Origin of the sequence: Streptomyces sp. CC0208 (genome assembly GCF_003443735.1) — a bacterium.
Classification (GTDB): domain Bacteria; phylum Actinomycetota; class Actinomycetes; order Streptomycetales; family Streptomycetaceae; genus Streptomyces; species Streptomyces sviceus.
This window is the reverse complement of sequence record NZ_CP031969.1, coordinates 5718150-5736523: the sequence shown is the minus strand read 5'-3', so window position 1 is coordinate 5736523 and position 18374 is coordinate 5718150. Positions and strand designations below refer to the sequence as shown.

14 protein-coding genes are annotated in these 18374 nt (G+C 70.8%); 3 read left to right on the top strand and 11 right to left on the bottom strand.

The window, feature by feature from the left end; genetic code table 11:
* Positions 1-45: 45 nt before the first annotated feature.
* Entirely contained in the window at positions 46-462 is a 417-nt protein-coding gene (locus D1369_RS26365) for a rodlin (RefSeq protein WP_037900102.1), read from the bottom strand.
* 242 nt (positions 463-704) lie between these two features.
* Between D1369_RS26365 and D1369_RS26360 the strand changes: the two genes are divergently transcribed.
* Positions 705-1103, top strand: coding sequence for a rodlin (locus D1369_RS26360; protein ID WP_007382153.1), 399 nt, complete (start codon positions 705-707; stop codon positions 1101-1103).
* A gap of 76 nt (positions 1104-1179) precedes the next feature.
* On the opposite strand, the gene D1369_RS26355 is transcribed toward D1369_RS26360, so the two are convergent.
* The 10 genes from D1369_RS26355 to iolC form a co-directional block, all read right to left on the bottom strand.
* A complete protein-coding gene (locus D1369_RS26355; RefSeq protein ID WP_007382154.1) occupies positions 1180-3099 on the bottom strand; it encodes an AMP-dependent synthetase/ligase in 1920 nt (639 codons plus the stop codon).
* 72 nt (positions 3100-3171) lie between these two features.
* Positions 3172-4692 carry a von Willebrand factor type A domain-containing protein gene (locus tag D1369_RS26350; RefSeq protein ID WP_007382155.1) on the bottom strand — a complete coding sequence of 507 codons (1521 nt, stop codon included), beginning with the start codon at positions 4690-4692 and terminating at the stop codon, positions 3172-3174.
* 147 nt (positions 4693-4839) lie between these two features.
* Positions 4840-5709, bottom strand: coding sequence for an ABC transporter permease (locus D1369_RS26345; RefSeq protein WP_007382156.1), 870 nt, complete (start codon positions 5707-5709; stop codon positions 4840-4842).
* Positions 5706-8330, bottom strand: coding sequence for a CocE/NonD family hydrolase (locus tag D1369_RS26340; protein WP_007382157.1), 2625 nt, complete (start codon positions 8328-8330; stop codon positions 5706-5708). Before D1369_RS26340 ends, D1369_RS26345 begins: the two co-directional genes overlap by 4 nt.
* Positions 8331-8545: 215 nt before the next feature.
* Positions 8546-9937: an APC family permease gene (locus D1369_RS26335; RefSeq protein ID WP_007382158.1), complete on the bottom strand. Its 1392-nt coding sequence runs from the start codon at positions 9935-9937 to the stop codon at positions 8546-8548.
* A gap of 161 nt (positions 9938-10098) precedes the next feature.
* On the bottom strand, positions 10099-11601 hold the full coding sequence (gene mmsA / locus D1369_RS26330; protein WP_007382159.1) for a CoA-acylating methylmalonate-semialdehyde dehydrogenase: 1503 nt from the start codon (positions 11599-11601) through the stop codon (positions 10099-10101).
* A 16-nt stretch (positions 11602-11617) separates the two neighbouring features.
* On the bottom strand, positions 11618-13495 hold the full coding sequence (gene iolD, locus D1369_RS26325) for a 3D-(3,5/4)-trihydroxycyclohexane-1,2-dione acylhydrolase (decyclizing) (RefSeq protein ID WP_118082634.1): 1878 nt from the start codon (positions 13493-13495) through the stop codon (positions 11618-11620).
* Positions 13492-14307: a 5-deoxy-glucuronate isomerase gene (gene iolB, locus D1369_RS26320; protein ID WP_007382161.1), complete on the bottom strand. Its 816-nt coding sequence runs from the start codon at positions 14305-14307 to the stop codon at positions 13492-13494. The genes iolD and iolB overlap by 4 nt, the downstream gene beginning before the upstream one ends.
* Before the next feature lie 10 nt (positions 14308-14317).
* Entirely contained in the window at positions 14318-15199 is an 882-nt protein-coding gene (locus D1369_RS26315) for a hypothetical protein (RefSeq protein WP_037900103.1), read from the bottom strand.
* The gene (gene iolC, locus D1369_RS26310) at positions 15196-16146 is read right to left on the bottom strand and encodes a 5-dehydro-2-deoxygluconokinase (protein WP_007382163.1); all 951 of its coding nucleotides are present in this window, start codon (positions 16144-16146) and stop codon (positions 15196-15198) included. Before iolC ends, D1369_RS26315 begins: the two co-directional genes overlap by 4 nt.
* 131 nt (positions 16147-16277) lie before the next feature.
* Here iolC and D1369_RS26305 point away from each other — a divergent pair, with 131 nt between their 5' ends.
* On the top strand, positions 16278-17195 hold the full coding sequence (locus D1369_RS26305) for a sugar phosphate isomerase/epimerase (protein ID WP_007382164.1): 918 nt from the start codon (positions 16278-16280) through the stop codon (positions 17193-17195).
* Positions 17196-17428: 233 nt separating this feature from the next.
* Entirely contained in the window at positions 17429-18202 is a 774-nt protein-coding gene (locus D1369_RS26300) for a helix-turn-helix domain-containing protein (protein ID WP_037900104.1), read from the top strand.
* Positions 18203-18374: the final 172 nt, after the last annotated feature.

Sequence of the window (18374 nt, the reverse complement as noted above, 5' to 3'; positions counted from 1 at the left end):
GGCCCGCAGACAATGCCGCGGACCGCCCGGTCAGTCGGATTCGCCCTACTTCTCTCCGTGGGCCGCTTCCGTTGCCTCGGTGGCGGCCGACAGAACCGACAGGTCCTCGAGGACGTGCGACAGCGCGCCGTCCCGCTTGGACTGGGTGGAGTTGTCGGAGCACTGCTGGGTCAGCTGGTCCGACAGGATCGGCACGTCCTGGACGTTGACGACCTGCAGAACGCCGACGTTGGTGTCGCTCAGGCCGAGGCACGGCTTGTTGAGCGTGCCCTGGACCAGCGAGAGCTGGGGGCTCATGTCACCCTTGGTCGCCGAATTGCCGAACGACGACGTGGCGCCGTTACCGTTCGCCACGGTCGGCCCGTTGTCGTTGCCGATGGCAAGCGCCGTCGGAGCTGCCGCCACCGACATTCCCACGACAGAAGCGGCGGCCGCCGCGGCGGCCATTGCCTTCTTAAGCACTTCGCGTTCCTTTCCTCGTAGCGACACAGTGCCCTACGGCCACATCAACCCGGCACGTGAGGAATGGTTGCGGGCGTTCACTCCATTGGCCCTATTGCCGACTTGGGGCCCCTCGGGCACCGGGTTCCGGCGGGGCTCTCGGCCGCTATCCGCCGTCGGAGTGAACGGGAGAAACCTCGTCGCGGGCGCGCAGTTAGCCAGAAAGCTCCGGTCCACGGGGCTTCCTCAGAAAGGACTGGCCAGTGATCAAGAAGATTGTTGCCACCGCGGCGATGGCCGCGTCCGCCGTAGGTGCCTCCGCCGCCGCGGCCCCGCAGGCACTCGCGATCGGCAACGACCAGGGGCCGACCGTGGCGAACGGCAACGGCGCGTGGCAGAGCTTCGGCAACTCGAGCACCTACGGGAACATGAGCCCGCAGATGGCGCTGATCCAGGGTTCCTTCAACAAGCCCTGCCTCGCTGTCAGCGACCTGCCCATCGGTGTGCTCCAGGTGGTCAACGTCCAGGATGTCCCGATCCTGTCGGACCAGCAGACCCAGCAGTGTGCCGAGAACTCCACCCAGGCCAAGCGGGACGGGGCGCTGGCCCACCTGCTGGAGGACGTGTCGATCCTGTCCACCGCCGCGGAGTCCAACGACTAGAAGTCCGGCCACTGATCCCGGCCTCCTGGTCGAGGCCGAAGGGGCCGCCGAGCATCTCGGCGGCCCCTTCGGCGTGTCAGCGCCGGTACAGCGCCTCGATCTCCTCCGCGTAGGCCGCCGTCACCACGTTCCGCTTGACCTTCAGGGACGGGGTGAGCATGCCGTTGTCCTCGGTGAACTCCCCCTCGATAAGCCGGAAGGCGCGGATCGACTCGGCGCGGGAGACGGCCGCGTTGGCGTGATCGACGGCCTTCTGGATGTCGGCGCGCAGCCGCTCGTCCTCGACGAGTTCGGAGTGCGGGGTGTCGGCGGGCAGGCCCCGCACCGACAGCCAGTGGGTCATCGCCTCGGGGTCGAGGGTGATCAGGGCGGCGACGAAGGGACGGTTGTCGCCGACGACCAGGCACTGGCCGACGGGAGCCCGGCTGCGCAGGCGGTCCTCCAGGACGGCCGGGGAGACGTTCTTGCCACCGGAGGTGACGAGGAGGTCCTTCTTGCGGCCGGTGATGGTGAGATAGCCGTCCTCGTCGAGGGCGCCCAGGTCACCGGTGGCGAACCACTCGTCCTTCAGGACGGCGTCGGTGGCCTCGGGGTTGTTCCAGTAGGCGCCGAAGACGATCCCGCCCTTGATGAGGACCTCGCCGTCGTCGGCGATGCGGATCGCGGTGCCGGGAACCGGTTGTCCGACCGTGCCGGGGCGGGGGCCGAGGGGCGGGACGACGGTGGCGGCGGCGCTGGTCTCGGTGAGGCCGTAGCCCTCGTAGATGATGATTCCGGCGGCGGAGAAGAACAGGTTGAGCTCACGGTCCAGGGGTGAGCCGCCGCTGATGGCGTAGCGCGTGCGGCCGCCGAGTTCCTTGCGGATACGGCGGTAGACCAGCAGGTCGTACAGGCCCCAGGCGGCGTAGAGGCCGGGGCCCGGCCCTTTGCCCCGGCCCAGGAATTTGTCCAGGTACGCCGCGCCGAAGCGGACGCCGATGCGGTGGGCGCGGTCGAAGGAGGCGGCGCGGCCCAGCTTCTCGGCGGTGGCGCGGCCGGTGGCGTGGATCTTCTCGAAGAGGTACGGGACGCCGACGAGGAAGGTCGGGCGGAACTCCTTGAGCGCGGGCCGGAGTTCGTCGGGCTTGATGCTCGGGCAGTGGCCGATCTCGATGCGGGCCATCAGACAGGCGATCTGGAGGGTGCGGCCCATGATGTGGGCGAGCGGGAGGAACAGCAGGGTGGAGGCGGTCTGGTCGGTGACCTCCTTGAAGATGGGGTGGAGCAGTTCGACGGTGTTGGCGGCCTCGGCGTGCAGGTTGGCGTGGGTGAGGACGCAGCCCTTGGGGCGGCCGGTGGTGCCGGAGGTGTAGCAGACGGTGGCGATGGTGTCGGGGGTCAGGGCGGCGCGGCGCTTGGTGACCTCCTCGTCGGGGACGTCGAGCCCCTTGGTCCTGAGGGCGGCCAGGTCGTGGCTGTCGATCTGGAAGTACCGCACGAAGTCGGGCGGGGGGTAGTCGGCGGCGGTCACGGTGGCCAGGTTGTCGTCGGTCTCCACGAAGAAGTGGCGCACGCCGGAGTCCCGGACGATCCACTCCACCTGCTCGGCCGAGGAGGTGGCGTAGACGGGGACCGTCTGGCCGCCGGCCGCCCAGATCGCGAAGTCCAGGACCGTCCACTCGTAGCGGGTGCGGGACATCACCGCGACCCGGCCGCCCGGTTCGAGACCTTCGGCGATCAACCCCTTGGCCACGGCGGTGACTTCGTCGGCGAACTCCCGGGCGGTGACCGGACGCCAGCCTGTCGTCTCCCGGCGGCGCAGCACCACGGTGTCGGGGGTCTCGGCCGCGTTGGTGAACGGGAGGTCGGCGATGCTGCCGGTCGTCGGGCGCGGGGCGAGGGCCGGTGTCCGTGCCTCCCGTACGACACCGTCCTCGCCCCTGATGACCTCGACCGCGGTGCGACTCGCCAGGTCGGTGCGCTGTTTCGCCCGCTTCAGGTCCTTGCGTACGCCCATGGTGGCTCCCCGGTCGGCTCCGACTGGGTGGTCAACTTACTCGCAAGTAAGAAAAGGTCAATGGGTCCGGAGTCAGTCCGCGAGGTGCCGTGCCTGGCGGATGGAGTCGGCGAGTCGGCGTACCGCGTTGTCCTCGGTCCGGTCGCCCAACTCGTCTGCCCAGTCGGCGAGTTCACTCATGGACGGCCTGCCGGGAAGGCGGTTGTCGGTGGCGGTGTCCCGGAGGGCGTCGGCGAAGTAGGCGGCCACCGCGTCGACCTGGAAGCGGGGGCCGGCGTCCCGCAGCGAGTCGTCGAAGGTCTCAAGGCCGGCCGACTTCTCGTGCGGAGCCCGGGTCCTGGGGTCCTGCCAGCGGACGGTGGCCGTGGCGAGGTGACCGTCGGCACCGGGGCGGGTGCGGACCGCGTAGAGCGCGGTGACCGTGTGGCCGGGGCCGACCTCGCCGCCGTCCACCCGGTCGTCGCGGAAGTCGTCGTCGGCGACGCGGCGGTCGTCGTAGCCGACGAGGCGGAAGGAGGCGACGGTCTCGGGGTCGAAGGCGACCTGGGCCTTGGCGTCGCGGGCGGTCAGGTCGATGTTCTGCGGCAGCTGTTCGCAGAAGACCTTCTCGGCGTCGTCGCCGGAGACGTAGACGGTGTGGCCGTCGCCCTTGTCGGCGAGGCGTTCCATGAGGGCGTCGCCGTAGTCGCTGCCGACACCGACGCCGAAGAGGGTGATGCCGTGCTCGCGGCGGGCGGTGTCGATGCGCTCGAGGATGGCGTCGGGGTCGGTCTCACCGTCGTTGGCGAGGGCGTCGGAGATGAGGACGACCCGGTTGGTGGCGCCCTTGCGCAGGCCCTCGACGGCCGTCTTGTAGCCGGTCTCGACGCCCGCGCCGAGGTTGGTGGAGTACGTCGGCTCCAGGCCGTCGATCGCCTCGTGGATCCGGTCGCGGTGGCCGCCGAGGCGGGTCATCGGCAGGACCTTCCTGGCCCGGTCGCTGAAGGTGACGAGGGCGACCGAGTCGTCGTCGCGCAGCCGTTCCGTCATGGTGTCGAGGGACCGCTGGGCGAGGTCGAGGCGGCCGGGTTCGGACATGGAGCCGGAGATGTCGATGACGAAGGTGAGGGCGGCGGGCGGGCGTTCGTCCGCGTTCTCCCCGGCGCTCCTGGTGGCCAGGCCCACGCGGACCAGGGACCAGTCGTCCTTGCTGGTGCGGGCGCCGTCGACGGTGACCGTGAAGCCGTTGCCGTCGGGGCGGTCGTAGTCCTGGCGGAAGCTGTTGACGAACTCCTCGGGGCGGATCGTCGAGGGGTCGGGGCGGCGGCCTTCGGCGAGGGTGCGGCGGGCGTAGCCGTAGGAGGCGGTGTCGACGTCGAGGGCGAAGGTGGAGAGGTAGTCCGGGGACGGGGTGACGTAGTCGCCGCGGGACTCGTCGGGGTCCTGCTCGCCCTGCGGCTGGTCCGGGGCCGGGAAGCCCGAGTCGTACGAGCCTCCCCTCGCTCCGTCCGCGCTGTTCTTGCTTCCTCCGTCACCCGCGCCGCAGCCGGTGAGCAGCAGGCCGCCCGCCAGTGCGAGGGTGAGCATCACCTGTCGTGTCCGCTGTCGCTCCATCGTCCGTACCCCCTGGGCCTGTTGACGTCGGCTTATGCGACTGTGACGGGCCGGGGGGCCGGAGCGTGCGCTACGGAGCGTTGCGGATGGGTCTCAAAGGGGGCACGGAGAGGGCCCGTCGAGACCGGTGGGAGATCTTCCGTTGACCTAGGAGACCACGTCCTTGCGGGCGAAACCCCTGAAGGCCAGGGCGAACAGCACCAGGGCGAGCGTTATCGACAGGGAGGTGCCCTGGATCATGTCGGACCACTGCACCTTCGGCTGTACGGCGTCCAGCCACGCGTACTGCCAGTGCGCGGGGAGGAAGTCGCGCCAGTCGCCGAGGGCCGTCACCTGGTCCAGCACATTGCCGACGATGGTCAGGCCGACGGCGCCGCCGACCGCGCCGAGGGGGGCGTCGGTGCGGGTGGAGAGCCAGAACGCGAGGGCGGCGGTGACGAGTTGGGAGACGAAGAGGTACGCCACCGTGATCAGCAGGCGTTGCGCCGCCGTGCCCGGTTCCAGTGCGCCGCCGGTGGGGAGCTGGAGCGGGCCCCAGCCGTAGGCCGCCGTGCCGACCGCGAGGGCGACCAGCGGGAGCAGGACCATCGCGGCCAGGCTGAGAGCGAGCCCGACGACGAGCTTCGACCACAGCAGACGGGCCCTGGGTACGGGCGCCGCCAGCAGGTAGCGCAGGGAGGACCAGCCGGCCTCCGAGGCGACCGTGTCCCCGCAGAACAGCGCGACCGGGACGATCAGCAGGAAGCCCGCGGAGGCGAAGAGGTTCACCGCGGCGAAGTTCGCCCCGGACACCGTCGCCGTGTCCATCAGGTTGACGCGGGTGTTGCCCGAGCCCGGTCCGCCGCCCAGCTGGAAGGCGATCAGCAGGACGAAGGGCAGGGCGACCAGGATGCCGAACATGACGAGGGTGCGGCGGCGCTTCAACTGCCGTACCAGCTCGACCCGGATCGGCAGCGTACGGCCGGCGCGGTAGCCGTCGGCGACCTCCGCGCGCCCGGTCAGCGTGCTGCTGCTCATGCGGAGTCTCCGATCAGGGTGAGGAAGGCGTCCTCGAGGCGGCGGTGGGGGCCCACCGACTCCACGGGGACCTCCAGCCGGACGAGGTCGGCGACCAGACGTGCCGCACTGCCGTCCGTGTCGAGCCGTACGAGGAGACCGTCGTCGGTGGTGAGCGCCGACGCCACGCCCGGCAGGGCCGCGACCTTCTCGGCCAGGGGCTCCTCCACCGGTACGGCCGTGCCGACCAGGAGGGTGTCGCCGGAGCCGACGATCTCGGCGACCGGGCCCGCCTGGACCAGCTTGCCGTGGTCCATGACGACGAGGTGGGTGCAGGACTGCTCGACCTCCGAGAGGAGGTGGCTGGAGACGATGACCGTGCGTCCGGCCGCCGCGTAACGGATCATCACCTCGCGCATCTCGCGGATCTGCGGCGGGTCGAGGCCGTTGGTCGGTTCGTCGAGGATGAGCAGGTCCGGCAGGCCCAGCATGGCCTGGGCGATGGCCAGGCGCTGGCGCATGCCCTGGGAGTAGGTGCGCACCGCGCGGGAGAGCGCGTCGCCGAGACCGGCGATCTCCAGCGCCTCCTCCAGGTGGGCGTCCTCGGGCGGGCGGCCGGTGGCCCGCCAGTACAGCTCCAGGTTCTCCCGGCCCGACAGGTGCGGGAGGAAGCCCGCGCCCTCGACGAAGGCGCCGACACGGGAGAGCACGGGGGCGCCGGGCGCGATCGCGTGGCCGAAGACGCGGACCTCGCCGCCGTCCGGCCTGATCAGGCCCATCAGCATGCGCAGGGTGGTCGTCTTGCCCGCGCCGTTCGGGCCGAGCAGCCCGAGGACCTGGCCCTTCTCGACACGGAAGGACAGGTCGCGGACCGCGTACCGGTCGGCGGACTTGGCGTACCGCTTGCTCAAGTCGGTTATCTGCAGGGGGATTTCGGCCAGCTCGGACTCGGGGGCGGCGGGGGCCGTGGTACGGCGGCGGCCCGTCACCACGAGGATCAGGGCGAGCACGGCGCCGGACAGCGGCAGCCACCACACCCAGGCGGGCAGGGGGGCCTGGGGGGTCTTCTCGCCGAGGGCGGTGGGGACGTTCAGGTCGCTCTTGAGGGAGACGGTGTACGTCGCCGGGGCCGTCGGGGAGGCGTAGCCGAGGTCCGTGGAGGCGAGGACCAGGCGGAGGCGGTGGCCGTCCTCGATGTCGTGGTCGATCGCCGGGAGGGTGATCGTGACGTCCTTGCCGGCCTTGGCCCCCTCGACCCTGATCGGCTCGACGAGTTGGGAGGGCAGCGTCTGCCGGCCGTTCGCGCCGACGTCGTACACCTTGGCGAACAGGACCGCGTCCTCGGTCGTCGACTTCACGTGGACGGTGACGGTCGGCGAACCGGTGATCCGGAGGTCGTCCCTGACCGGGGCCGACTCGAACGCGGCGTACTGGCCCGGGAAGTCGAGGGAGACGCCGACGCCGAGGGAGGAGAGCTGGGAGAGACCGCCACCGCCGAGGCCCGGCAGGGCCGAGACGGCGGGCGGGCCGGCCCCGGCCGGGTTGGCGAAGTCCTGTTCGCGGCCGGTCAGGGCGATCTTGTGGTCGTCGCTCTCCAGCCCCGGGTAGGTGTCGGCGGTGACGCCGGTGAGGCGGGTCTCGCCGTCGCCGGTATCGGTGCCGAGGGTGCGGGTGACGCGGAAGGCGGGGCCGGTGTCGGCGCTCTTGTCGTCCTTGAGATAGCGGTCGAACCAGTGCGTCACGCGGGACTGGACCCGGCTCGTCTCCAGGTCACCGCCGTCATGGCCGCCCGCGATCCAGTCGACGGCGACGGGGGCGCCGCCCGCGCGGATCGCCTTCGCGGCGGCGTCGGCCTGGTTCAGGGGGAAGAGGGAGTCCGTCTGGCCCTGCACGAGGAGGGTGGGGACCTTGATGTCCTTGGCGACGGCCGACGGGGAGCGCTCCTCCAGCATCTTCTCGGCCTGCGCGTCCGGGACGCCGGACTGGGCCACCCGCTGGTACATCGCGCAGATCTGCGGCTCGAACTTGGCGCAACCACCCGCCGAGTTGACGAAGATGCCGGCCCAGAGCTTCTTGAAGACGCCGTTCGGGAAGAGGGCGTCCGAGAGGTTCCAGTACGTGATCAACGGGGCGATCGCGTCCACGCGCCGGTCGTGGCCTGCGGCGAGGAGGGAGACCGCGCCGCCGTAGCTCGCGCCCGCCACGCCGACCCTGGGGTCGCCGGGCCTGTCGAGCTGGACCTGGGGTTGCTTCGCCAGCCAGCCGATGAGCCGGGAGACGTCGGCGACCTCACCCTTCGGGTCGTTGAGGCCGACCTTGCCCGTCGACCTGCCGAAGCCTCGCGCCGACCAGGTCAGGACCGCGTAGCCCTCTCTCGCCAGGTCCTGCGCCTGTTGGCGTACGTCGTTCTTGCTGCCGCCGAAGCCGTGGCCCAAGAGGACCGCGGGGCGCCTTCCGGTGCCGTTCGTCGTGAAGTACGAGGTGTCGATGCGGACGCCGTCGATCGCCATGATCTGGTCCGTGCGGTGCACCGGGGGCGGGTCGTCAGAGGCGGCGGCCGTCCAGGTCCCGGCGGCGGCGAGCACGACGACGGAGGCCGCGGCGGCGATCCACCGTGGCCTCCGGAGGCGTCGAAGATCCATGTCTCAACGGTACGGGGTGAAGCGGGCGGGGACGTGCCCTCCGAGGGCTGAACCGCGGGCCATCCTGGGGGTGGATGGGGGTGCGTCGTGTACAGCGGGTGCGGTACGGCTACGGGGGTGGTGCGTCCTCTTCACGGCCGTCTGCGGGTTCGCTGTGGCTGGTCGCGCAGTTTCCCCGCGCCCCTTTGCGCCCCTACGGGGCGATCAAGGGGCGATCAGTCCTGCGGAATTGAGACCAGCCACCTCGTGTCCCTGCGCGGGCGGAGGTACAGCGCCCAGTACAGAGTCGCCGCCGCTGTGATCCCTCCCGTCCACAGCAAGTACTCCGTCTCCTGCTGGGTCAGGACGTACGTCAGGACCGCGATCAGGAGGACCGGCATCGCGGGCCACAGGGGCATGCGCCAGGCGGGGGTGTGCCGGTGGTGGCCTCGGCGGGACAGCAGGGCGGCGATCGCGACGAGCAGGTACATGCCCGTCACCGAGACGCCGGTGACGCCGTACAGCGTGTCCAGGTTCACGAAGCACAGGGCCGCTCCCGGGATGCCGACCGCGAGGGTGGCGACCCAGGGGGAGCCGAAGCGGCCGAGCTTGGAGAAGACGTGGTTGACCGGGGCCGGCCAGGCCTTGTCCCGTGCCGAGGCGAACAGGACGCGGGAGTTCTGGATGACCATGACGATGCCGGCGTTGATGATCGCGAGGGCGACGCACAGGCTGACGAAGGTGCCGACCGCGGAGTCGGACCAGGCCGTGACCATGGCGCTGATGTCGCCGCCGGTCAGTTCGGTCAGGTCGGAGGCGCCCAGGGTGATCGCGGCCACCGGGACCAGGATGATCACGGTGGAGATCGCGAGGGTGGCCAGGACCGTGCGGGCCACGTTGCGGCGGGGGTTCTCCAGTTCCTCGGAGAGGTAGACGGCGGTCGAGAAGCCCTGGGTGACGAAGAGGGCGATGGCCAGTCCGGAGACGACGAGCATGGCCGTCACCGGGTCCGTGCCGCCGTGCGCGCCCGCCACCTGCAGGGACAGGAGGCTGCTCGGGCCGCGTTCCGCGTGGGTGAAGCCGAGCAGTGCCACCACGGCCGCCGCGATCACCTCCAGGACCAGGAAGACGCCCGTGATCCACGCGTTGGCGCGGAGGTCGAGGAGGCCGGCGAGGGTGGCCAGGAGCATGACTCCGGCGCCCGCCAGGGAGGGGTCGAGGTGGATCACCGGGGCCAGGTAGTCCGCCGTGCCCATCGCGATCACCGGCGGGACGATCATGACGACCAGGAGGGAGAGCACGAAGACGAGCCAGCCCGCGAGCCGTCCCGCCAGCGTCGAGACGATCGCGTACTCGCCGCCCGCGCTGGGGACGAGGGTGCCCAGCTCCGAGTAGCAGAACGCCACGGCGACGCAGAGGAGGGAGCCGATGGCGATCGTCAGGGCGGTGGCGGTGCCGAGCGAGCCGAAGAGGTCGGGGACGACCACGAAGAGGGTCGAGGCCGGGGTGACGCACGACAGGGTGAGGAGAGTGCCGCCGACCACGCCGATGGAGCGGTTGAGCTTGGCGTGGCCGTGCTCCGGTGCCTGGGCGACGACGGTGTCGGCGGGGCGGAGGGTGTCGGTCATGGTGCTGCATGCAACCCCGACGAAACCCGCACGTCAATGGCTCTCCTGCTACGGATTTCGTAGCCAGAGAGCCATTGGGTTGCCGTATACGTCAGGAACTGGCTGTCACCGCCGCGCTTCGGTGTCCTGCGGGAACCGCAGGACACCGCCGGGAAAAAACCTCAGTGGTTGCGCGGGAAGCCCAGGTCCACGCCGGTGGGGGCGTCGGCCGGGTCGGGCCAGCGGGTGGTGACGACCTTGCCGCGGGTGTAGAAGTGCGTGCCGTCGTTGCCGTAGATGTGGTGGTCGCCGAAGAGCGAGTCCTTCCAGCCACCGAAGGAGTGGTAGCCGACGGGGACCGGGATCGGGACGTTCACGCCGACCATGCCGGCCTCGACCTCCAGCTGGAAGCGGCGGGCGGCGCCGCCGTCCCGGGTGAAGATCGCGGTGCCGTTGCCGAAGGGGGAGGCGTTGATGAGCGCCAGGCCCTCCTCGTAGGTGTCGACGCGCAGCACGGTCAGGACCGGGCCGAAGATCTCGTCCTGGTAGGCCTTGGCGGTGGTGGGGACCTTGTCGAGGAGCGAGATGCCGATCCAGTGGCCGTCCTCGAAGCCCTTCACCGTGTGCCCGGTGCCGTCCAGGACGACCTCGCAGCCCTCGGCCGCCGCACCCTCGACGTAGGAGGCCACCTTGTCGCGGTGCACCTTCGTGATGAGCGGGCCCATCTCGGAGGCCGGGTCGTTGCCGGGGCCGATCTTGATCTTCTCGGCGCGCTCGCGGATCTTCTCCACCAGCGTGTCCCCGACGGCGCCGACCGCGACGACCGCGGAGATGGCCATGCAGCGCTCGCCCGCGGAGCCGTAGGCGGCGGAGACGGCCGCGTCGGCGGCCGCGTCCAGGTCGGCGTCCGGCAGCACCAGCATGTGGTTCTTGGCACCGCCCAGCGCCTGGACGCGCTTGCCGTTGGCGGAGGCGGTGGTGTGGATGTAGCGGGCGATCGGGGTCGAGCCGACGAAGGAGACGGCCTTGACGTCCGGGTGCTCCAGGAGCCGGTCGACGGCCACCTTGTCGCCGTGCACGACGTTGAAGACGCCGTCGGGCAGACCGGCCTCGGCGAGCAGCTCAGCGATCTTGATCGAGGCCGAGGGGTCCTTCTCGGACGGCTTCAGCACGAAGGTGTTGCCCGTCGCGATGGCGATCGGGAACATCCACATCGGCACCATGGCCGGGAAGTTGAACGGCGTGATGCCCGCGACGACACCGAGCGGCTGGCGGATCGACGCCACGTCCACGCGGCTGGCGACCTCGGTGGACAGCTCGCCCTTCAGCTGCACGGTGATCCCGCACGCCAGGTCCACGATCTCCAGACCGCGCGCGACCTCACCGAGCGCGTCGGAGTGCACCTTGCCGTGCTCGGCGGTGATCAGTTCGGCGATCGCGTCCCGGTTCGCCTCCAGCAGCGCCCGGAAGCGGAACAGGATCGTGGTGCGCTTGGCGAGCGAGGAGGTGCCCCAGGTCTGGAACGCGTCCTTCGCGGCGCCCACGGCGGCGTCGACCTCGTCGACCGAGGCGAACGCGACCTTCGTGGTGACCGCGCCGGTCGCCGGGTCGGTGACCGGCCCGTAGTTGCCCGACGCGCCTTCGACGGTCTTGCCGCCGATCCAGTGGTTGACGATCTTCGTCATGACCGAGTACTCCCTTTCACAGATGGCGGCGTCGGGTTGAGACGTGCCGTTCGTACAGCTCACGGGCCTTCACCGCGGACGCGCGCGTCGCGGTCTCGGCCACAGGTACATCCCACCAGGCCTGCGCCGGAGGCGGGCCCGACACTGTGTCGGCCGTTTCGGTCTCGACGTAGACACATGTGGGAGTGTCGGCCGCCCGGGCCGCTTCGAGTGCGGCGCGGAGGTCTCGTACGGTCTTCGCGCGCAGCACGCGCATACCGAGGCTGGCCGCGTTGGCGGCCAGGTCCACGGGCAGCGGGGCGCCCGTGTAGGTACCGTCGTCGGACTGGTAACGGTACGCCGTGCCGAACCGCTCGCCGCCGACCGTCTCGGACAGACCGCCGATGGAGGCGTAGCCGTGGTTCTGGATCAGGAGGAGCTTGATCGCGATGCCCTCCTGTACGGCCGTGACGATCTCCGTCGGCATCATCAGGTACGTTCCGTCGCCGACCAGCGCCCAGACGTTGCGGTCGGGAGCGGCCATCTTCACACCGATCGCGGCCGGGATCTCGTAGCCCATGCAGGAGTAGCCGTACTCCAGGTGGTACTGGTCCCTCGATCGGGCGCGCCACAGCTTGTGCAGGTCGCCGGGGAGGGAGCCGGCCGCGTTGATGATCACGTCGGACTCGTCCACGAGCGCGTCCAGCGCGCCGAGGACCTGCGGCTGGGTCGGCCTGATGTCGGGCTCGTCGGCCTCGTAGCAGGCGTCCACGCGCTGCTCCCAGCGCTCCTTGTCGAGCGTGTACTCGTCGACGTACACGCCCGGGACACGGTGCGCGTGCAGCTGAAGAGCCTCGGTGAGCTCCGTCAGGCCGCTGCGGGCGTCCGCGACCAGCGGTGCCCCGGCGAGCTTGTGGCCGTCGTAGGGCGCGATGTTGAGGTTGAGGAAGCGGACGCCGTCGCCCGCGAAGAGGGTGCCGGAGGCCGTGGTGAAGTCGGTGTAGCGGGTGCCGACGCCGATCACCAGGTCGGCCTGGCGGGCGAGTTCGTTGGCGGTGGCGGTGCCGGTGTGGCCGACGCCGCCGACGTCCTGGGGGTGGTCGTGGCGCAGGGAGCCCTTGCCGGCCTGGGTGGAGGCGACCGGGATGCCGGTGGCGTCCGCGAACTCGGCGAGGGCCTCCTCGGCGCGGCTGTGGTGCACCCCGCCGCCGGCGACGAGCAGGGGGCGCTCGGCCGACCTGATCAGGCTGATGGCTTCGGCGAGTTCGGTGGGATCGGCGCCCGGACGTCGTACGACCCAGGTGCGTTCGGCGAAGAACTCCTCGGGCCAGTCGTGGGCCTCGGCCTGGACGTCCTGGGGCAGCGCGAGCGTCACGGCGCCGGTCTCGACCGGGTCGGTGAGGACGCGCATGGCCTGGAGGGCGGCCGGGATCAGGGCTTCCGGGCGGGTGACGCGGTCGAAGTACTTCGACACCGGCCGCAGACAGTCGTTCACCGATATGTCACCGGCGTACGGGACTTCGAGCTGCTGAAGGACCGGGTCGGCGACTCGGGTGGCGAAGATGTCGCCCGGGAGGAGCAGGACCGGGAGGTGGTTGATGGTCGCGAGGGCCGCGCCCGTCACCAGGTTGGTGGCGCCCGGGCCGATCGAGGTCGTCACCGCGTGCGTGGACAGGCGGTTCGACTGGCGGGCGTAGCCGACGGCCGCATGCACCATGGACTGCTCGTTGCGGCCCTGGTGGTACGGCATGTCGTCGGCGTACTCGACAAGTGCCTGGCCGAGCCCGGCCACGTTCCCGTGGCCGAAGATGCCCCAGGTCGCGGAGATCAACCGCTGCCGTACACCGTCGCGTTCGGTGTACTGGGCGGCCAGGAAGCGGACCAGCGCTTGCGCGACGGTCAGGCGGGTGGTCATCGGTACCCCTCCGTGTGGTCCGGGTGGAAGCAGATCCGCCACTCCCGCGTCTCACCCGGCCCCGCCATGACGTTCAGGTAGTACATGTCGTGGCCGGGCTGGGCGACGGACGGGCCGTGCCATCCGTCGGGGACGAGGACGGCGTCGCCGGAGCGGACCTCGGCGAGGACGTCGGATCCGCCCTCACGGGAGGGAGATACGCGCTGATAGCCGAAACCGTTCGGGCCGTCGATCTCGAAGTAGTAGATCTCCTCCAACTCGGCTTCCACGCCGGGCCGGTGCTCGTCGTGCTTGTGCGGCGGATACGAGGACCAGTTGCCGCCGGGGGTGACCACCTCGACGGCGATGAGCTTGTCGCAGTCGAAGGCGTCGGCGGAGGCGAAGTTGCGGACGTGCCGCAACTGCGTGCCACTGCCGCGCTCTTCGACGGGGACCTCCGGCGCGGGGCCGTAGCGGGCGGGGAGTCGTCGCTCGCACTTCGCTCCTGCCAGGGCGAAGCGGCCTCCCGCGCCGGAGGCGATCGTTGCCTGGGCGTCCCGGGGCACGTACGCGAAGTCCGAGACTCCGGCGAACACGCTTTCCCGGCCCAGGAGTTGGAACTCTTCGGTACCTACGTGGACGGTACAGCCGCCTTCCAGCGGAAGCACGATCCACTCACTGTCACCGGAGGTGAAGGTGTGCGTGCCGCCGGCTGCCAGCTCGACGATCCGCAGGCTGCTGTGGGCCCAGCCGGCCCGCTTGGGGTCGATGTCCACCGCGTACTGGGCGTTGGCGGAGGCACCCTTGGGGACGTACAGCTCGTTCTGTGTCATGCGGCGGCCCTCACAGCAGTCCTACGGCGGTGTCCACGGCGGCGGCCACGTCGCCGTCCGCCGGGTACAGCAGCGAACGGCCGACCACCAGGCCGCGCACGGTGGGCAGTTGGAGGGCGCCGCGCCACTTCTCGTACGCGCCGTCCTGGTCGTCGCCGACCTCGCCGCCCAGGAGCACGGCGGGCAGCGTGGAGGCGGCCATGACCTCGCCCATGTCGTCGGGGTTGTCGCAGACCGGGACCTTGAGCCAGGTGTAGGCCGAACTGCCGCCCAGGCCCGAGGCGATGGCGATCGACTTGGTGACGGCCTCGGCGGACAGGTCGTTCCTGACCTTGCCCTCGGTGGTGCGGCCGCTGATGAACGGCTCGACGAAGACGGGGAGCCGGCGCGCGGCCATGTCGTCGACGGCGCGGGCCGTGGACTCCAGGGTGGTCAGGGAGCCCGGGTCGTCGTAGTCGATGCGCAGGAGCAGCTTGCCGGCGTCGAAGCCGAGCCGCTCTATGTCCTCGGGGCGGTGGCCGGTGAAGCGGTCGTCGAGCTCGAAGCTCGCGCCCTGGAGGCCGCCGCGGTTCATGGAGCCCATGACGACCTTGCCGTCGAGGGCACCGAGCAGCAGCAGGTCGTCCAGGATGTCGGCGGTGGCGAGGACGCCGTCGACGCCGGGGCGGGACAGCGCCAGGCAGAGGCGTTCGAGCAGGTCGGCGCGGTTGGCCATCGCCATCCGGTTGCCGCCGACGCCGAGCGCGCCCCGGGCGGGGTGGTCGGCGGCGACGATCATGAGGCGGCCGCTGTCGTTCAGCAGCGGCCTGCGGGTACGGCGGGCCGCCGCCTCGGAGATCGCCTCGGGGCGTTCGGCGCGCAGGCGGAGGAGTTCGGTGATGTCCAGGCTCACTTGACCGCTCCCGCCGCGACCGCGTCCTCGATCTCGGTGACCGTCGGCATCGCCGAGCTGCATTCGAGGCGGGAGGCGACGATGGCGCCGGCCGCGTTGGCGTGGCTCATGATCTTCTCCAGGTCCCAGCCTTCGAGGAGGCCGTGGACGAGGGAGCCGCCGAATGCGTCACCTGCGCCGAGGCCGTTCAGGACGTTGACGGGCAGGGGCGGGACCTCGGCTTCGTTGCCCTTGTCGTCCACGGCGAGGACGCCCTTGGGGCCCTGCTTGACGACCGCGAGCTCGACACCGGCGTCCAGCAGCGCCTGGGCCGCCTCGCGGGGCTTGCGCACTCCGGTCGCGACCTCGACCTCGTCGAGGTTGCCGACGGCGACGGTGGTGTGGCGCAGGGCCTCTTCGTAGAAGGGGCGGGCCTCGGCCGGGTCCTTCCAGAACATGGGACGCCAGTCGAGGTCGAAGACCGTCGTGCCGGACTTCGCGCGGTGGGCGAGGGCCGCCAGTGTCGCCGTACGGCTGGGCTCCTCGCTCAGTCCGGTGCCGGTGATCCAGAAGACGCTCGCCTCGCGGATGGCGTCGAGGTCCAGCTCGTGGGCGTCGATCTCCAGGTCGGGGGCCTTGGGCTGCCGGTAGAAGTACAGCGGGAAGTCGTCCGGCGGGAAGACCTCGCAGAAGGTGACGGGGGTCGGCAGACCCGGGACCGGGGTGACCCAGCGGTCGTCCACGCCGAAGCCCTGGAGGGCCTCGTGCAGATAGGTGCCGAAGGGGTCGTCGCCGGTGCGGGTGATCACCGCGGTCCGCCGTCCCAGGCGGGCGGCGGCGACCGCGACATTCGTCGCCGAGCCCCCGAGGAACTTGCCGAAGGACGTCACCTGCGGCAGCGGGACACCGGTCTGGAGTGGATACAGGTCCACACCGATCCGCCCCATGGTGATCAGGTCGTACCCCATCGGCTTCCCTTCGTACCTGCGTCGGCTCTCCCGGCGTTTGTAGCCCCGGACGCCGAGCCCTGTCAATGTTTTGTCCAGACATTCGGACGAGACCTTGACAGCGCTTGCTGTCCGAACCGAAGCTGACCGGCATGACAGCGCCCGCGCCTCTGCCCTCACTGTCCCGCATCCGGATCGGGTCGGCCCCCGACTCCTGGGGTGTGTGGTTCCCCGACGATCCCCAGCAGGTCCCCTGGCAGCGCTTCCTCGACGAGGTCGCGGACTCCGGTTACGAGTGGATCGAGCTGGGTCCGTACGGGTACCTGCCGACCGACCCCGCGGTGCTCACCGAGGAGGTCTCCCGGCGTGGCCTGAAGGTGTCCGCCGGCACCGTCTTCACCGGCCTGCACCACGGTGAGGCCGTGTGGGAGAAGACCTGGGCCCATGTCGCGGACAACGCGGTGCTCGCCCAGGCGATGGGCGCCAGGCACCTGGTCGTGATTCCGTCGTTCTGGCGGGACGACAAGACGGGTGAGGTGCTGGAGCCCGACACGCTCACGCCCGAGCAGTGGCACAACCTCGGCTCGCTGACCGAGCGCCTGGGGCAGCGGGTGAAGGAGGAGTACGGCCTTCAGATCGTCGTCCACCCGCATGCCGACACCCACATCGACAGCGAGGAGAACGTGGTCCGCTTCCTGGACGCCACGGACTCCGACCTGGTGTCGCTGTGCCTGGACACCGGGCACTACGCCTACTGCGGCGGGGACAGCGTCAAGCTGATCGAGACCTACGGGTCGCGGATCGGGTATCTGCACCTGAAGCAGGTGGACCCGGAGATCCTGGCCGACGTGCGGGCCAAGGGGACGCCGTTCGGTCCCGCGGTGGCGCAGGGCGTGATGTGCGAGCCGCCTTCGGGTGTGCCGGCGCTCGGTCCCGTGCTGGAGGCCGCCCAGAAGCTGGACGTGGATCTGTTCGCGATCGTCGAGCAGGACATGTACCCGTGCGAGCCGGACAAGCCGTTGCCGATCGCCCAGCGGACTCGGGCGTTCCTGAGGTCCTGCGGGGCGTAGGAGCGCCTATGGGGTGGCGGGTTCTCTGATCTCGCGTGCGCCCCTCGCGAGTGGCTGGTCGCGCAGTTCCCCGCGCCCCTGGGGTGGTGGTGTTGCCCTTTCGCTGTAAGGCTGGGGCGATGATATTGGTCCGTACCGGGCGCGAGCCCGGGGGTTCCTGGGAATTCGCTCTCGGATCGCCTCATCCACGGTTGCGGCCCGGGGTGCTCAGCTATCGCGGGGTTCGGCTGGCCATGGACCGGCCCCGGCGGCGGCTCGAGGCGCCTGTCGGGGCCGCGACCTTGTTCCTGGGGTTCGATCAGCCGGTGCGGATCAGTCGCGCCGGGCGGGCCCCCGACACCCTCGTCTCCGTCTACTGCGGGCCCACCACCACTCCCGCCGTCGGGGAGCACGGCGGACGGCTCTCCGGTGTCGAGGTGATGCTGGCCCCCTGGGCCGCGTTCACCCTCTTCGGCACCCCTCAGTACGAGCTCGCCAATCGCACCGTCGATCCCGACGCGCTCCCCCATGCCCTGGACCGGCGCGTCGGTGAACTCTCCGGCGCGCTGGCCGCGTTGCCCTCATGGGAGGCGCGGTTCCGGCTGCTGGACGAGGTGTTCGCGCGATGGTGGGACGCCGGTACGCCGTGTTCGGCCCGATTGGTGCGGGCCTGGTCGGAGCTCGTGCGGACGGGTGGGGCCATGCCGGTGCGGCGACTCGCCGAGGAGGTGGGGTGGAGCGTGCGGCATCTGGAGAACCGGTTCCGGGAGCAGATCGGGCTGGGGCCCAAGGCTGCGGCGCGGGTGCTGCGGTTGCAGCGGGCGCGGCGGCTGCTCGCCGCGGGGCACGGACAGGCGGAGACCGCGGCGACCTGCGGGTACTACGACCAGGCCCATCTGAGCGGCGAGTTCAAGGCGATGACCGGGTGCACGCCGGGGGAGTTCACCACGGCCCGGCGCCGGCCGCCCGCCGCCGCCCCGCCCGGGGACCGGATGGACGGCGAGGCGACGAGCCTGGTCCTCATCTGAGGGGCGCCGGGGAGCAGTGCGGTTTTCTCCAAGACCGACAGGCCCGGCTGACCGCACGCTGTGCGCGTCCGACCGGTTGATCCGGGGGGACGGCCGGGGGGAGCCGGTGGGCCGGGCCCGACGCAGCGGGTCCGGCCCACTCGCGCCACGGGCATTATGACCTCGCGCCGTA

Bases quoted from the DNA above. Each gene is read 5' to 3' on its own strand.
- D1369_RS26355 (WP_007382154.1), bottom strand. From the start codon at position 3,099: ATGGGCGTACGCAAGGACCTGAAGCGGGCGAAACAGCGCACCGACCTG.
- D1369_RS26350 (WP_007382155.1), bottom strand. From the start codon at position 4,692: ATGGAGCGACAGCGGACACGACAGGTGATGCTCACCCTCGCACTGGCG.
- D1369_RS26345 (WP_007382156.1), bottom strand. From the start codon at position 5,709: ATGAGCAGCAGCACGCTGACCGGGCGCGCGGAGGTCGCCGACGGCTAC.
- D1369_RS26340 (WP_007382157.1), bottom strand. From the start codon at position 8,330: ATGGATCTTCGACGCCTCCGGAGGCCACGGTGGATCGCCGCCGCGGCC.
- D1369_RS26335 (WP_007382158.1), bottom strand. From the start codon at position 9,937: ATGACCGACACCCTCCGCCCCGCCGACACCGTCGTCGCCCAGGCACCG.
- mmsA (WP_007382159.1), bottom strand. From the start codon at position 11,601: ATGACGAAGATCGTCAACCACTGGATCGGCGGCAAGACCGTCGAAGGC.
- iolD (WP_118082634.1), bottom strand. From the start codon at position 13,495: ATGACCACCCGCCTGACCGTCGCGCAAGCGCTGGTCCGCTTCCTGGCC.
- iolB (WP_007382161.1), bottom strand. From the start codon at position 14,307: ATGACACAGAACGAGCTGTACGTCCCCAAGGGTGCCTCCGCCAACGCC.
- iolC (WP_007382163.1), bottom strand. From the start codon at position 16,146: ATGGGGTACGACCTGATCACCATGGGGCGGATCGGTGTGGACCTGTAT.
- D1369_RS26305 (WP_007382164.1), top strand. From the start codon at position 16,278: ATGACAGCGCCCGCGCCTCTGCCCTCACTGTCCCGCATCCGGATCGGG.
- D1369_RS26300 (WP_037900104.1), top strand. From the start codon at position 17,429: ATGGACCGGCCCCGGCGGCGGCTCGAGGCGCCTGTCGGGGCCGCGACC.